The sequence below is a fragment of the Blastococcus sp. SYSU DS1024 genome (assembly GCF_054050795.1).
Map to the genome: position 1 here is coordinate 43,602 of NZ_JBJHAA010000011.1, position 14,129 is coordinate 57,730.

Annotated in this window: 14 protein-coding genes; 8 read left to right on the forward strand and 6 right to left on the reverse strand. The window is 77.3% G+C overall.

Features of this window, described 5'->3' with window-relative positions; translation table 11 throughout:
* Positions 1–43: 43 nt before the first annotated feature.
* Entirely contained in the window at positions 44–1,546 is a 1,503-nt protein-coding gene (locus ACI79S_RS11820; RefSeq protein ID WP_456593628.1) for a phytoene desaturase family protein, read from the forward strand.
* Positions 1,547–1,556: 10 nt separating this feature from the next.
* On the opposite strand, the gene ACI79S_RS11825 is transcribed toward ACI79S_RS11820, so the two are convergent.
* Both ACI79S_RS11825 and ACI79S_RS11830 read right to left on the reverse strand, forming a co-directional pair.
* Positions 1,557–2,396, reverse strand: a complete 840-nt coding sequence (locus ACI79S_RS11825; RefSeq protein WP_456593727.1) for an SAM-dependent methyltransferase — start codon at positions 2,394–2,396, stop codon at positions 1,557–1,559.
* A 249-nt stretch (positions 2,397–2,645) separates the two neighbouring features.
* A complete protein-coding gene (locus ACI79S_RS11830; RefSeq protein WP_456593629.1) occupies positions 2,646–4,109 on the reverse strand; it encodes a hypothetical protein in 1,464 nt (487 codons plus the stop codon).
* Between the two features lie 222 nt (positions 4,110–4,331).
* Here ACI79S_RS11830 and ACI79S_RS11835 point away from each other — a divergent pair, with 222 nt between their 5' ends.
* The gene (locus tag ACI79S_RS11835) at positions 4,332–5,012 is read left to right on the forward strand and encodes a class I SAM-dependent methyltransferase (RefSeq protein WP_456593630.1); all 681 of its coding nucleotides are present in this window, start codon (positions 4,332–4,334) and stop codon (positions 5,010–5,012) included.
* Positions 5,013–5,110: 98 nt separating this feature from the next.
* Here the strand turns inward: ACI79S_RS11835 and ACI79S_RS11840 are convergent, their stop codons facing one another.
* Entirely contained in the window at positions 5,111–5,278 is a 168-nt protein-coding gene (locus ACI79S_RS11840) for a DUF3117 domain-containing protein (RefSeq protein ID WP_012947303.1), read from the reverse strand.
* A 117-nt stretch (positions 5,279–5,395) separates the two neighbouring features.
* Positions 5,396–5,962: a DNA-3-methyladenine glycosylase I gene (locus tag ACI79S_RS11845; RefSeq protein WP_456593631.1), complete on the reverse strand. Its 567-nt coding sequence runs from the start codon at positions 5,960–5,962 to the stop codon at positions 5,396–5,398.
* A 77-nt stretch (positions 5,963–6,039) separates the two neighbouring features.
* Between ACI79S_RS11845 and ACI79S_RS11850 the strand changes: the two genes are divergently transcribed.
* The gene (locus ACI79S_RS11850) at positions 6,040–7,104 is read left to right on the forward strand and encodes an NAD-dependent epimerase/dehydratase family protein (protein WP_456593632.1); all 1,065 of its coding nucleotides are present in this window, start codon (positions 6,040–6,042) and stop codon (positions 7,102–7,104) included.
* A gap of 10 nt (positions 7,105–7,114) precedes the next feature.
* On the opposite strand, the gene ACI79S_RS11855 is transcribed toward ACI79S_RS11850, so the two are convergent.
* Complete coding sequence (locus tag ACI79S_RS11855) at positions 7,115–8,488, reverse strand: hypothetical protein (protein WP_456593633.1); 1,374 nt, start codon at positions 8,486–8,488, stop codon at positions 7,115–7,117.
* Between the two features lie 92 nt (positions 8,489–8,580).
* On the opposite strand from ACI79S_RS11855, the gene ACI79S_RS11860 reads away from it, so the two are divergent.
* From ACI79S_RS11860 to ACI79S_RS11880, 5 genes are read left to right on the forward strand one after another with little or no spacing between them, the layout of a single operon-like run.
* Positions 8,581–9,234: a glycosyltransferase family 2 protein gene (locus tag ACI79S_RS11860; protein WP_456593634.1), complete on the forward strand. Its 654-nt coding sequence runs from the start codon at positions 8,581–8,583 to the stop codon at positions 9,232–9,234.
* The gene (locus tag ACI79S_RS11865) at positions 9,231–9,902 is read left to right on the forward strand and encodes a TIGR04282 family arsenosugar biosynthesis glycosyltransferase (protein ID WP_456593635.1); all 672 of its coding nucleotides are present in this window, start codon (positions 9,231–9,233) and stop codon (positions 9,900–9,902) included. Before ACI79S_RS11860 ends, ACI79S_RS11865 begins: the two co-directional genes overlap by 4 nt.
* Complete coding sequence (locus ACI79S_RS11870; protein WP_456593636.1) at positions 9,899–11,137, forward strand: molybdopterin-dependent oxidoreductase; 1,239 nt, start codon at positions 9,899–9,901, stop codon at positions 11,135–11,137. The genes ACI79S_RS11865 and ACI79S_RS11870 overlap by 4 nt, the downstream gene beginning before the upstream one ends.
* On the forward strand, positions 11,134–11,643 hold the full coding sequence (locus tag ACI79S_RS11875) for a hypothetical protein (RefSeq protein WP_456593637.1): 510 nt from the start codon (positions 11,134–11,136) through the stop codon (positions 11,641–11,643). Before ACI79S_RS11870 ends, ACI79S_RS11875 begins: the two co-directional genes overlap by 4 nt.
* A gap of 23 nt (positions 11,644–11,666) precedes the next feature.
* On the forward strand, positions 11,667–13,169 hold the full coding sequence (locus ACI79S_RS11880) for a glycosyltransferase family 39 protein (protein ID WP_456593638.1): 1,503 nt from the start codon (positions 11,667–11,669) through the stop codon (positions 13,167–13,169).
* On the opposite strand, the gene ACI79S_RS11885 is transcribed toward ACI79S_RS11880, so the two are convergent.
* Positions 13,170–14,072: a DMT family transporter gene (locus tag ACI79S_RS11885; protein WP_456593639.1), complete on the reverse strand. Its 903-nt coding sequence runs from the start codon at positions 14,070–14,072 to the stop codon at positions 13,170–13,172.
* Positions 14,073–14,129: the final 57 nt, after the last annotated feature.

Sequence of the window (14,129 nt, forward strand, 5' to 3'; positions counted from 1 at the left end):
CGTCCCGCCGACGCGCTCCGGGCCGGCTGGTTACGGTGGGCCGGTGGCGCAGGTGGTGGTCGTGGGCGCCGGGCTCGGGGGGCTCGCCGCCGCCGCGCGGCTCGCGGCCCTCGGCCACGCGGTGACCGTCGTGGAGCAGGCGCCCGACGTCGGCGGGAAGCTCGGCTGGTTCGCCCGCGACGGGCACGCCTTCGACACCGGGCCGAGCCTGGTCACCCTGCCGCAGGTGTACCGCGACCTGTTCGCCGCGACCGGCAGCCGGCTCGAGGACGCCGTCGACCTCGTGCGGCTGGACCCGGCGGTCGGCTACCGGTTCGCCGACGGCACCCGGCTGACCGTGCCCGGCCGCGCGGATGCCGTGCCGGCCGCCCTCGACGACGCGCTGGGGGCGGGCGCCGGAGCCCAGTGGGCCGCCCTGATGGAGCGGGCCGCGGCGATGTGGCGGATCAGCGAGGGGCCGTTCCTGCGCACCCCGCTGGCCGGGGCGACGACGCTGGCGCGGCTGGCCCGGCGCCCGGCCGACATCGCCGCGATCGCGCCGTGGCGGTCGCTGCGCGGCCTCGGCCGCCGCCACCTGGGCCACCCGCACCTGCGCACCGTGCTCGACCGCTACGCCACCTACTCCGGCTCGGATCCGCGCCGTGCGCCGGCGGTGCTGGCCACCGTCCCCTACGCCGAGCAGGCCTTCGGCTCTTGGTACGTGCGGGGTGGGCTGCACCGGCTCGGCCTCGCGGTGCTCGACCGGGCCGTCGCGCACGGCGCGGTGCTGCGCACCGGCTGCGGGGTGCGCCGGGTGCTGGTGGAGGGCGGCCGGGCGGCGGGGGTGGAGCTGGCCGACGGCGAGCGGCTGCGCGCCGACGTCGTCGTCTCCGGCGTCGACGCCGCCGCGCTGCACGCCGACCTGCTGCCCACCGACCCGCGCACCCGCGGCGTGCGCCGGGACCTGGCCCGCGCCACGCCGTCGCTGTCGGGGTTCGTGCTGCTGCTGGCGCTGCGCGGCCGGACCCCGCGGCTGGACCACCACACGGTGCTCTTCCCCGACGACTACGACGCGGAGTTCGACGCCGTCTTCGGCGCCGGCCGGTGCGCGGGCCGGCCGTGCCCGGTGCCCGATCCCACCGTCTACGTCAGCGCGCCCGACGACCCGGCGCTGGTGCCCGACGGCGACAGCGAGTCGTGGTTCGTCCTGGTGAACGCGCCGCGGCACGATCCGGTGCACGGGGTGGACTGGGACGCCCCGGGGCTCGCCGAGCGGTACGCCGACCGGGTGCTGACGGTCATGGCCCGCCGCGGGCTCGACGTCCGGGGCCGTCCCCGCTGGCGGGAGATCCGGACGCCGGCCGACCTGGCGCGCGGCACCGGCAGCGTCGGTGGGTCCATCTACGGCAGCTCCAGCAACGGCTCGCGGGCGGCGTTCCTGCGGCCGGGCAACGCCTCCCGCATCCCGGGGCTGTTCCTGGTCGGCGGCTCGGCGCACCCCGGCGGGGGGCTGCCGCTCGTGGGCCTCTCGGCGGAGATCGTGGCGGGGCTCGTCGGCCCGGCCTGACCGGGTCCGGTCACCGCGGCCGGACGGCCGCGACGGCGACGAGCGGGGCTCCCGGGGCGATCCGCCGGGGTTCGCCCGGTCGCAGCCCGGCCGCGCGCAGCCCCGCGACCAGGTCCTCGGCCCCCGGCAACGACATGCCTCCCTCCTGCGCCCGCAGCAGCAGGTCGAAGTGCCGGCTGAACAGCTGCGGCGTCGCCACCGTGGTGACGACCAGGAGGGTGCCTCCCGGCGCGAGCAGCCCGGCCACGTCGGCGAACAGGGCGCCCCGCTCCGCCACCGGCACGTAGTAGACGACGTTGGCCAGCAGCGCGAGGTCGAAGCCGCCCTCGTCGGTGAGCTGCCGGACGTCGGCCCGCACGATGCGCGCCCGTCCCGCGAGCCCGCGCCGTTCGAGGGTGCGCTCGGCGAGGGCGGCGGCGTCGGCGTCGGCGTCCACCCCGACGCCCTCGGCCTGCGGAGCCGCGGCCAGCACCGCGGCCAGCTGCAACCCCGCGCCGCAGCCGACGTCGAGCACCCTCCGCGGGGACACGTCCGCCACCGTGTCCCGGAGGACGTCGTCGACGAACGGCTCGAAGGCGGCCGACACCCGAGCGATGACCGCTCCCTGCTCCACGACGTCCCGCCGCGGTGGGCCACCGGCCAGCAGGTCACCGAGGTGGCGGTAGAGCCCGGTGTGGAACCCGGCGAACGCCTCGTAGGAGGCCCGCGCCAGGTCGTCGTCCCGCAGGGCGCGTCCGGCGCGCGTCAGGGACCAGCCGGTGGCGTCCTCCCGGACGAGGCCGGCGGCCGCGAGCACCCGCAGGAAGGCCGCGAGCAGGTCGTCACGGGCCACCGCCAGCCGGCGGGCCATCTCCGGGGTCGCCACCGCACGGTCGCCGAGCGCGTCCAGGACGCCGGTGCTCAGCGCCGCGGCGCCCAGGTGCAGCCGGACGGCGGCCTGCCCGTCACGGGTGGCCCGCAGCCGGGCCCGGGCGTTCCCGGTCCGCAGGACCGTGAGCAGGGTGCGCGCGCTGAACAACCGGGCCATCTCCGCTCCCATGGTTCGGGGAGCCCACTGTGGTCCGCCCGGGCGGCCCACGCCAGTGCCCGGCCGACGGGATCAGCCCCGGGCGGAGCCGTAGCCCAGCAGCGCGGCCAGCCCGAGCGCGCTGCGCGGCTGGTACGCCGCTCGCCACAACCCGCCGTGCGCGGCCTCGTGCGCCTCGTCCTGCCACGGGTGCTCGTGCGCCGGTCCGCCGCCGGTGTGCAGGTCGTGCACCATCAGCGCGGCCATGAGCACGTTCGACGTCGCCGGGTCGAAGATCTCCACGCCGAACCGGTGGGCTCCGGCGTAGGCCGCGGCCAGTGCCCGGTTCTTCACCACCGAGCGGGTCCGCGTCGGCGGGGCGACGTTCATCGACACCGTGCTGCCCGCCGCGCGCGCGGCGGTCGCCCGCCACCGCTGCAGCCGCTTGGCCAGCGCGTAGTTGGGGCCCTGCTGCGCCACCAGGCTGTCGGCGATGCCCGGGTCGGTGCCGGGCACGTAGGCGCGCTGCAGGAGCCGGCCACCCGACACCGTCCGCAGCGGGCGACCGAGCAGCTTCGCCGCGCGGCTGCGGTGCGCGTACGCCTCCACCGACTGCGCCACCGCGTCGGCGGGGACGGCGAAGACGTCGGTCGGGGTCGCCAGGAACGCCAGCGCGAGCTCCGGCCGCGCGCCCGCCAGCCGCACGGTGAGCGCGTCGACGGCCGCGGAGACGCGCACGTTCGTCGCGCCGTCGGCGTAGACGTAGTTGCCCAGCACCGCGGACCCGGGCAGCCCGGCAGCCCAGTCGGCCACCGCGGGGACCTCGGCGATCAGATCGGCTCCCGCGCGCGCCGGGTCCGGCTCCGATCCGGGCTCCGTCACGGGCACCAGGAGGGTGCCGGCGCCGGACCGGGCGATGCCGAGCACCCGCTCCCACAGCGGCGCGCGAGGTAGGTCCACCCCGGCCACGCGGGCGCCCCAGCGCAGCAGGGCGGTGAGCGGCCCCATCTCGGCGCCGGCACCGAGCACGACCACGGTGGTGTCCGGCAGCGACAGCCACTCGGGGTGCGCCGCGACGGTGCGCACCGCCTCCGCGCACGACGGCTCGACGACCCCGGCGGCCACCCAGGCGTCCAGCCGGCGCAGCAGGGCGTCGCCCCGGAGCCGCCCGCCGCGGAACGGCAGTGACAGCTCGCGCTCCGGCTCGGCGGTACCGGTCACCTCGACCGTGTGCAGCACCCGGCCGGCGGGCGCGGTGGCCAGCCCGGCGAGGGCGGTCTCCCCCTCGGGCCCGGCCACCCGCATCCGCGCGTGCAGGGAGGCCAGCCCGGCGCCGGCGATGGCCTGCGCCGCCTCCGGCGAGGGGAGCCCGGCCTCCACCAGCCGGCGGAAGTGGGTCAGGTAGCCCGCCCGCCAGTTGGTCTCCCGCTCGGCGGCCAGCGCGCCGGCGGCGTCGGCGGGGCGCAGCGCGTCCGCGACGACGGCCCGGCCGAGGGCCGCCGTGCTCCGCCGTCCGTCGGCCCCCGCGGGGAACACGACCCCCCGGTCCTCGCTCATGCGCCCTCCTCCATCGGACCAGCTTCTCCCGGTACCCCCCGCGCGGCCAGCGCAGCACCCCGGATCCGCAGGTCGGGGACGGGGCGCGCGGTGCGGCAGCACTACTGGGTTGAGCACGTCCGATTCTGGCTATTGGCCTGAGCACGCCCCGCCACCCCGACGTCCCGCGACCTCGGTTCGGCGGCTGGCCACCGTCCGCCGCGCACCGGGAAGCGAGAGCCCATGCCCTCTGCAGCCACCGACTTCTACGCGGCGGCCCTGCAGTCCGCGGGGACCGGGGACGCGCCCGCGCCGGAGCCGTGGTCGGTGCGGGACGCCGACGGCCGCACGTACTCGCTCGCCGGTGCACTGGACCGGTGGACCGGCGAGGCCGACGACGTCGACCGCCGCTTCCTCGCCCGGGCCCGGGGCACCGTCCTCGACGTCGGCTGCGGCCCCGGCCGGCTGGCCGCCGAGCTCGCCCGCCGCGGCGTGCACGCGGTGGGGCTCGACATCTCGCCGACGGCGCTGCGGCTGGCCCGCCGCTCGGGCGCCACGGTGATCCGGCGGTCGGTCTTCGAGCCGGTCGTCGCCGAAGGGCTGTGGGGCACGACGCTGCTGGCCGACGGGAACATCGGCATCGGCGGGGACCCCACCGCGCTGCTGCGCCGCTGCCGGGCCCTCGTCGCCCCGGGGGGCCGGGTGCTCGTCGAGACCGAGGGGCCGGGTGCGGGCCAGCGCACGACCCGCCTCCGGCTGGAACGGGCCGGCGAGGTCAGCTCGTGGTTCGACTGGGCGCACGTGGGGTGTGACGCCATCGAGCGGGTCGCGACGGCGACGGGCCTGCGCCTCGTGGAGTCCTGGGAGGACGGCGGCCGCTGGTTCGCCGCCCTGCGCCGCAGCCCGGTGCCCGGCGCCGCCTGAGCACGGAGAACGACAGAGCCCCGGACGACGGCGAGCTGCCGTCGGCCGGGGCCGGGTCGTGCCTGCGCGTGGCCGCCGGAGGGCGGACCGCGCAGCGATCAGCTGGTGGCGCCCTTCAGCGCCTCCGAGAGCGCGGCCGCCTCGTCGGGCGACAGCTCGACGACCAGGCGCCCGCCACCTTCCAGCGGTACCCGCATGACCAGGCCGCGCCCTTCCTTGGTGACCTCGAGGGGACCTTCACCCGTGCGCGGCTTCATGGCCGCCATGCGTGCCTCCTTCGCCAGCCGCACGCCTGCCTCGTCTGACGGGCGCGCGGTGTCCGATGCTGTGAGCTCCGGGGGCAATGATCCCGTATGAGGGCCTTCCGTCCAACACGAGGCCCGTCAGGGTGACGGCGCGTCGCCCTCCGGGGGGGCCGCCCGGAAGCAGCCGACGACGTGGTCGTCGACCATCCCGGTCGCCTGCATGAGCGCGTAGGCCGTGGTCGGCCCGACGAAGACGAAGCCCCGTCGCTTGAGTTCCTTGGCCATGGCGACCGACTCGCGGCTGGTCGCCGGGACGTCGGCGAGGGCCTGCGGGCGGCTGCGCGGCCCCTCGGGCGCGAAGGACCAGAGCAGCTCCGAGAGCCCCTCGGGCAGCTGCTGGGCCATCCGCGCGTTCGTGATCGCCGCGTCGATCTTGGCCCGGTTCCGCACGATGCCGGCGTCGGCCATCAGCCGCGCCCGGTCCTCGTCGGTGAAGGCGGCCACCGCGTCGATCGCGAAGCCGGCGAAGGCGGCGCGGAACGCGGGCCGCTTGCGCAGGATGGTGATCCAGGACAGGCCCGACTGGAACGCCTCCAGGCACAGCCGCTCGAACAGCGCGTCGTCGCCGCGCAGCGGGACGCCCCACTCCTCGTCGTGGTAGGTGACGTACTCGGGGGCGCTCGTGGCCCAGGCGCAGCGTTGCACGGACCGCACGCTAGCGCCGGCCACCGACGTCCCGGCCGGACGGCGGGCCCCGTCCCGCGGCAGTAGCGTCCCGGCTCGTGCGCGTCCTCGTCACCGGCGGTGCCGGCTTCATCGGCTCGGCCGTCGTCGTCGCTCTCCTCGACGCCGGCCACCAGGTGCGGGTGCTCGATGCCCTGCTGCCCGCCGTCCACCCCGACTACCCCGACGGCCCCCCGCTCCCGGACGGGGCGGAGCTGGTGGTCGGCGACGTCCGCGACGCGGCGGCGGTCGACGGGGCGCTGGAGGGCGTCGACGCGGTGTGCCACCAGGCCGCGATGGTGGGGTTGGGCGTCGACGTGCAGGACATGCCCCTCTACGCCGGCATCAACGACCTGGGGACCGCGGTGCTGCTGGCCGCGATGGCCCGGGCCGGCATCGGCCGGCTGGTGCTCGCCAGCTCGATGGTCGTCTACGGCGAGGGGCGCTACTCCTGCCCGGAGCACGGCCCGGTGCCGGCGGCGGCGCGCCGGCGCGCGGACCTCGACGCCGGCCGCTTCGAACCGCCCTGCCCGCGCTGCGGGCGGCAGCTGGGCTGGGACCTCGTCACCGAGGACGCCGCCCCCGACCCCCGCAACACCTATGCCGCGACCAAGCTCGCCCAGGAGCACCTGGCGGCCGCGTGGGCGGGGTCGACCGGCGGTTCCGTCGTCGCCCTGCGCTACCACAACGTCTACGGCCCCCGGATGCCGCGGGACACCCCCTACGCCGGCGTCGCCTCCATCTTCCGCAGCGCCCTGGAGTCCGGCCGCGCCCCCGCGGTGTTCGAGGACGGCGGCCAGCAGCGGGACTTCGTGCACGTCTCCGACGTGGCCGCGGCGAACCTGCGGGCCCTCGAGGCGTCGCCGCGGGAGTCGTCACTGCGGGCCTACAACGTGGCCTCCGGCCGGCCGCACACCGTGGGCGACATGGCGCGGGCGCTGGCCGACGCCTTCGGTGGGCCGGACCCGGTGGTGACCGGCGAGTACCGGCTCGGGGACGTGCGCCACGTGGTGGCCAGCCCCGCCCGGGCGGAGGCCGAACTGGGCTTCCGGGCGCGGGTGGACTTCCTCGACGGCATGCGGGAGTTCGCCACCGCGGAGCTGCGCCCGGCTCCCCGCGGCTGAGCCGGGCCGGTCACCACTCGGTCCGGACCGCCACCTCCACCGCGATCGCCGTGACCGCGCTCAGCACCAGCCACAGCCGCGACTGCCGCGCCGGGAGGAAGGCCGCGGCGACCGGGAGCCACACCGTGAAGGGCAGCCAGATCCGCTCCGTCTCCCCGCGGACGAGGCCGGTGGCGTCGCTCACCAGCATCCCGGCCAGCACCGCCAGCGGCAGCAGCGCCAGCGCCGACCGGCGCAGGCAGGCGAGCCCGGCGACCGCCGCGGGCCCCGCCGCCACCGCCGCCGCCGCGACGTTGGCCACCAGGAAGAACGCCAGCGGCCGGTCGGCGTACGACGGGCCGGAGCGCACCCGCTCGGCGGTGAGGGACAGCCCCTCGAACCAGTCGTAGCCGCCGACGGCGAACAGCGCGAAGACCAGGACCACCCCGCCGGCCGCGACGGCGAGCACCCGGACGACCCCCGCCCAGCCGAGCCGGCGGTGGTGCACCACCACGACGGCGAGGGCCAGCAGGCCCAGCGACGCGAGCCCGAAGGAGAGGTGCAGCGCGAGCCCCAGCAGCGCCCCCCCGGCCAGGGCCCGGAGCGCGGCGCCCCGCTCCCGCGCCGCCGCGGTGGCCAGCAGGGCGACACCCCAGGCGAAGACGCCGGCGAACAGCGCGTCGGCGCTGGTGGCCACCCACAGCGCCGTCGGTGCCAGCACCAGGAAGGGCGCCGCCGCCCGCGCCGTGGGCTCGTCGGCGACCGCCCGCACCGTGACCAGCACGGCCGGCACCGCCAGCGCACCGGCCGCGATGCACATCGCCGCCGCCCAGCCCAGGCCGTCCAGGCCGACCCGGTCCAGGAGCACGAAGGCCAGCAGCGCCCCCGGGGGGTGCCCCGAGACGTGCGTCGTCCAGGGCTCGGCGGAATCGGCCAGCACCGAGTCGTTGAAGGTGCGCAGCAGCTCGCCGATCCCGTCCACCCGGCCGACGTCGTGCGGGTACTCGTACCGGCTGCCCAGCGGCTCGGGAAGCCGGCCCCACCCGCTGGCCAGCGCCAGGGCGACGGCCCAGCCGGCCGTGGCCGCGGCCGAGCCCGCCAGCAGCCACCGCCAGCCCAGGCGCCGGGCAGCGGCCGGGCCCCACAGCACGAGGACGAGCCCCACCGCGACGGGCAGCAGCACCCGCGGGGACACCACCGGGTCCCAGGTCCCGCGCAGCACGTACCCGCCGATCAGGTGCAGGTCGACGCCGTTGCGCGTCAGCTCCCGCCCGACCAGCGCCGTGACCCCGACGAGGAGGACGGCGGCGAGCAGACCGGCCACCGGCCGCCACCAGCGGGTGCCGGACCCCGGAGCGGTGCCCCGCGGCGCCTCCCCGGTCGCCTCCCCGGTCGCCTCGCCCATCAGCCGGACAGTAGGGCCCCGACCGGATGACCGCCCGCCGGCGGGGGCGCCGTCGCCGCGCGCGACCACCGCTGCCGTGGTTGTGTCCTGAGGTGCCCGACGTCGTCCTCCCCTGCCTCGACGAAGCCGGCGCCCTGCCCTGGGTGCTGGGGCGGCTCCCCTCCGGCTACCGCGCGATCGTGGCCGACAACGGCTCGACCGACGGCTCACCGGCGATCGCGGCCGAGCACGGCGCCACCGTGGTGCACGTGCCGCAGCGCGGCTTCGGCGCCGCCGCCCACGCGGGCCTCGAGGCGGCCACCGACGACGTCGTCTGCTTCTGCGACGCGGACGGCTCGATGGACCCCGCCGACCTGCCGCTGGTCGCCGGCCCGGTGCTCGACGGCAGCGCCGACCTCGTGCTGGGCCGCCGCCGCCCCACCCGGCGCAGCGCCTGGCCACTGCATGCCCGGGTCGCCAACGTCGCGCTCGGCATCATGCTGCGCCGGCGCACCGGCCTGGCCCTGCACGACCTCGGTCCCATGCGCGCCGCCCGGCGCGAGGCGCTGCTCGGGCTCGGGCTCACCGACCGCCGCTTCGGGTACCCGCTGGAGATGGTCACCCGCGCCGCCGACGAGGGGTGGCGCGTGCGCGAGGTCGACGTGCCCTACGCGCCGCGCGCCGAGGGCACCCGGTCCAAGGTGACCGGCACCGTGCTGGGCACCGTCCGGACCATCCGCGACATGCGGCAGGTGCTCTCCTCGTGACCGCCACCCAGCTGCTGGTCATCACCAAGGCGCCGGTGCCGGGCCGCAGCAAGACCCGGCTCAGCCCGCCGTGCTCGCCCGAGCAGGCCGCGGCCATCGCCGCGGCCGCCGTGGGCGACACGCTGGACGCGGTCCGCGCGACCCCCGTCGCCCGGCGCGTGGTGGCGCTGGACGGCGCCCCGGGCGCGCTGGACCTCGCCGGCTGCGTCGTCGTCCCGCAGGCCGACGGCGACCTGGGCGTGCGGCTCGCAGCCGCCTTCGCCGCCGCGATGGGCGGCCCCGACGGCGCGGTGCCCACCCTGCTCATCGGGATGGACACCCCGCAGGTGACCCCGGAACTGCTCACCGGCTGCCTCGAGCGCCTGGAGCGGGCCGGCCCCGGCTCGGCGGTGCTGGGGGTCGCGGCCGACGGGGGGTGGTGGGCGCTGGGGCTGCACCACCCGGAGCCCGCCCGGGTGCTGACCGGCGTCCCGATGTCCCGGGAGGACACCGCCGTGCGCACCCGCGCCGCACTGGAGGAGGTCGGCCTCACCGTCCTGGACCTCCCGGTGCTCACCGACATCGACCACTTCCCCGACGCCGTGGCGGTCGCGCGGCTCTGCGGTCCCGGCACCCGGACCCACCGGGTGGTGAGCAACCTCGCGCACACCCTCGGGACGACCCGGTGACCAGCCGGCTCGACCGGTTGCTGGGTGCCCGCCTGCCCGATCCCCCTGAGGGGCTGCGCCGTGGCCCGTTCCGCCCCGGGGCCTTCCCGAGCCCGCTGCACTCCGAGCGCCGGGCGGCGCGCGTCGGGGTGTGGCTCGGGCTGGCGTTCCTGGTGTGCTTCCTGACCGGGCTGGTCAGCGACCTGATCCAGTCGGGACCGGAGTGGTTCTCCTGGCCGTCGTCCCCGGTCTGGCTCTACCGGCTCACCCAGGGGCTGCACGTGGCCACCGGGCTGGCCGCGATCCCGCTGCTGCTGGTGAAGCTCTGGACGGTCTACCCGCTGCTCTTCGAGTGGCCGCCGGCCGGATCGCTCGCCCGGCTGGTCAGCCGGCTGTCGGTCCTGGTGCTCGTCGGTACGGCCGCGATGCAGTTGGTGACCGGGCTGATCAACATCGCGCAGTGGTACCCGTTCGGCTTCTTCTTCCCGACCGCGCACTACTGGACCGGGTGGATCGCCATCGGCGCGGTGGCGATGCACGTCGGGGCGAAGGCGCCGGAGATCCGGCGGGGGCTGGCCCGCCGCGGCTCCCCGGGCGCAACGGCTGGGCTGGCCCCCGAGCAGGCCGCGGAGCTGCACGCGGCGGAGGCGGCCGAGGAGGACGGCGCCATCGACCGCCGCGCCTTCGTCCTGGCGTCCGGGCTGGGCGTCGCCGCCGTCACCCTCACCACCCTGGGCCAGACGGTCACCCCCCTCGCTCCGGTATCGGTCCTGGCGCCGCGGTTGCCGCACGCCGGCCCCCAGGGCCTGCCGGTCAACCAGACCGCCGCGGCGGCGCAGGTGGAGGAGGCCGCGACCGACCCCGGCTACCGGCTCGTCGTCGACGGACCCCGCCGGCTGGAGCTGTCGCTGGCCGAGCTGCGCCGCCGTCCCCAGCACACCGAGACCCTGCCGATCACCTGCGTGGAGGGCTGGAGCGCATCCGGCCGCTGGACCGGGATCCGCCTGGCCGACCTGCTCGAGGAGGCCGGGCTGCCGCGCGACGCACGGGTCGTGGTCGAGTCGCTGCAGACCGGCGGCCTGTACCGGACGAGCGTGGTGGCGCCCCCGCACACCGCGGACCCGCGCACCCTGCTGGCCCTGCAGCTCGGCGGCGAGCCGCTCGCCCTCGACCACGGCTACCCGGTGCGGCTGATCTCGCCGAACCGGCCGGGCGTGATGCAGACGAAGTGGCTGTCCCTGGTGCGGCCGGCATGAGCACCGGCATCTCCCGCGACGGCCGCGCGGCGGGGCGGGTCGGCCGCGATGCCGACGCCAGCGACCCCGCCCGCCCGCTGGCGTCGGCGGCCGGCCCGTGGTGGCGGTGGCTGTTCCTCGTCCCCGGGTTCGCCGCCGTCTGCTGGGGCGTGGCCGGGCTGCTCGGCGCCGGCGACCGCGTGCCGCTGTCGGCGTGGATCCCGTGGTTCCTCGGCAGCGCGCTGCTGCACGACGTCGTCATCGCGCCCCTCGTCGTCCTCGGAGGCGCCCTGCTCAACCGGCTCCTCCCCCGGCCCGCCCGGGCGCCGATGGCCGTCGGGCTGGTGGTCGCCGGGGTGCTGGTCGCGGTGACCCTGGTGTTCGCGCTGGACCCGGGCGACGTGCAGGAGCCGGGCTTCCTGCCGCAGGACTCCTACGGCCGGAACCTGCTGCTCGTCGTCGGCGGGGTCCTGGGCGTCGCCGCCGTCTGGGCGGTCGTGCGGACCCGGCGAGCGCCCCGCGGCTGACCTCCGGGCGCTACCTTCCGCCGGTGGCCGTCCGCAGCTCTGACCGCACGCGCGCTACCGTGCGGCCGGCGCTGCACCGCGGGCCACTGCTCGCGCTCGCCGGGGGCGTGGCCGCCCTGCTGCTGGCCCTGGCCGGACGCTACGGCTACCACCGCGACGAGCTCTACTTCCTCCGCGCGGGGCGCGAGGCCGCCTTCGGCTACGTCGACCAGCCGCCGTTCACCCCGCTCCTGGCCGCCGCGGTGGACGCCCTCGCGCCGGGCTCCCTGACCGCGCTGCGGCTGCCGTCGGCGCTGGCGGCCGGCGCGGTCGTCGTGCTCACGGGTCTCCTCGCGCGGGAGTTCGGCGGCGGCCGCGGTGCCCAGGTGTTCGCTGCGTCCTGCACGGCGGTCGCGTCGATCGTGCTGGCCGTCGGCCACCTGCTCTCGACGACGACGTTCGACCTGCTGTTCTGGGCGCTGCTGTCGTGGCTGCTCGTCCGGGCGTTGCGCGAGGGCGGCGCCATCTGGCTGGCCGCCGGGGCGGTCGCCGGGCTGTCCCTCCTGAACAAGGCGCAGCCGGCGTTCCTGCTGGTGGCCGTGGTGCTCGGGCTGCTGCTGGCCGGGCCCCGCACGGTGCTCCGCTCGCCGTGGCCCTGGGCCGGCGGCGTGCTCGCGCTGGCGATCTGGACACCCCACCTGGTGTGGCAGGCCACGCACGGCTGGCCGCAGCTGGCGCTGGCCGAGGCGATCGCCGCGGGCGGCTCGGGCACCAGCGAGCCGTGGTACCTCTTCCTGCCGTTCCAGCTGGTGCTGGTCAGCCCGGTGCTCTTCCCGGTGTGGATGGCGGGCTGGTGGCGGTTGCTGCGCGACCCCACCCTGGCGCCGTGGCGGTGCTTCGCCGTCGCCTACGCCGCGCTGGCCGTGCTGTTCCTCGTCACCGGCGGCAAGCCGTACTACCTCGCCGGGCTGTACCCGCTGCTCCTGGCCGCCGGCGCGGAGCCGGTGCTGGCCTGGGCCCGTCGTGGCGGCGCCCGCGCGCGGCGCGTCGTCGTCCCCGCGCTCGCCCTCAGCCTGGTCGCCTCCGCCGTCCTCATGCTGCCGGTCCTGCCGGCCCGCTGGCTGGCCTCCACGCCCGTCCCGGCGGTGAACTACGACGCCGGGGAGACCGTCGGCTGGCCGCGCTTCGCGGCGGCCGTGGCACGGGCGCGGGCCCAGCTGCCCGCCGGGGCGGTGGCCGTCGTCCTCACCGGGAACTACGGGCAGGCCGGCGCGGTCGACCGGTTCGCACCGGAGCTGGGCCCGGCCTACAGCGGGCACAACTCCTACTGGACGTGGGGCCCGCCGCCGGAGCGGGCCACCGCCGCTGTCGTGGTCGGCCTGCCGCCGGAGGACCTGGCCCGTTGGTTCGCGGAGGTCCGCCCGGCCGGCCGGATCGACAACGGGGTCGGGCTGGTCAACGACGAGCAGGGCCGGATGGTCTGGCTGGCCACCGGCCGGCGGCTGCCGTGGTCGGAGATCTGGCCGCAGCTGCGCCGGCTGGGCTGACTACCGGGCGGCGGCGTCCACCGCCTCGACGCTCGGCTCGGGCCCCGCCTTCCCGCGCCGGGTCGCCAGGACGCACCCGACCAGCACCAGCGGCAACCCCAGAGCCAGACCGAGGGTGAACGGCTCGCCGAGCAGCAGCACCCCGAGCAGCACCGCCACGACCGGGTTGACGAACGTGATGACCAGCGCCCGCTGCGGCCCGACCTCCCGGATCAGCGCGAAGAACAGCGCCAGGGCCACCGCGGTGCAGAGCAGGCCGAGGGCGAGCAGCGACAGCTGCGCCTCCGCCGACGCGTCGGCCACCTGCTCCAGCCGCGGGACGGCGAACGGCGCGTAGACCACCGCGGTCACGAGCAGCGCGAGGGAGCTCGCGGCCACGCCGGGCACCTCGGGCAGGGCCCGGCTGACCACCAGCGGCGCCGTCGCGTACCCCACGACCACCAGGCCGACGGCGACGAGGGGCAGCAGCTGCGCCCCGTCGAGGTCCAGGCCGAGCAGGACCGCGATCCCGACCACGCCGATGCCCATGCCGAGCACCCGCACCGCGGTGAGCCGCTCCTCCTCCCCCGCGAGCCGGGCGGCCAGGGCGGCCACGAACGGCACCCCGGCCACCAGCAGACCGGTGAGCGAGCTGGACAGCGTCTGCTCGGCGTAGGCGAGCAGCAGCCAGGGCCCGGTCATCTCCAGCACCGTGAAGAGCAGCAGGGGCTTCCAGTGCCGCAGCGCCGGGCGCAGCTGGCCGCGGGTGATCGTCCAGGGCAGCAGCAGGGCGGCACCGACCGCGCAGCGGGCGAAGACCACCACGACCGGCGACACCTCCTCGACGGCCACCTTGATCAGCAGGTAGGGCACGCCCCAGATCACCGACATGGTGAGGAACAGGGCCCAGCCCCGCCGGCTCACGAACCCGCCTCCGTCGTCCCGTCGCGCACGGGCACATCCTCACCGACCGCCGTCGCC

What these genes read in the sequence shown, in the direction of transcription:
- ACI79S_RS11825 (WP_456593727.1), bottom strand. Translation starts at nt 2,396, where the DNA reads ATGGCCCGCCGGCTGGCGGTGGCCCGTGACGACCTGCTCGCGGCCTTC.
- ACI79S_RS11830 (WP_456593629.1), bottom strand. Translation starts at nt 4,109, where the DNA reads ATGAGCGAGGACCGGGGGGTCGTGTTCCCCGCGGGGGCCGACGGACGG.
- ACI79S_RS11835 (WP_456593630.1), top strand. Translation starts at nt 4,332, where the DNA reads ATGCCCTCTGCAGCCACCGACTTCTACGCGGCGGCCCTGCAGTCCGCG.
- ACI79S_RS11840 (WP_012947303.1), bottom strand. Translation starts at nt 5,278, where the DNA reads ATGGCGGCCATGAAGCCGCGCACGGGTGAAGGTCCCCTCGAGGTCACC.
- ACI79S_RS11855 (WP_456593633.1), bottom strand. Translation starts at nt 8,488, where the DNA reads ATGGGCGAGGCGACCGGGGAGGCGACCGGGGAGGCGCCGCGGGGCACC.
- ACI79S_RS11875 (WP_456593637.1), top strand. Translation starts at nt 11,134, where the DNA reads ATGAGCACCGGCATCTCCCGCGACGGCCGCGCGGCGGGGCGGGTCGGC.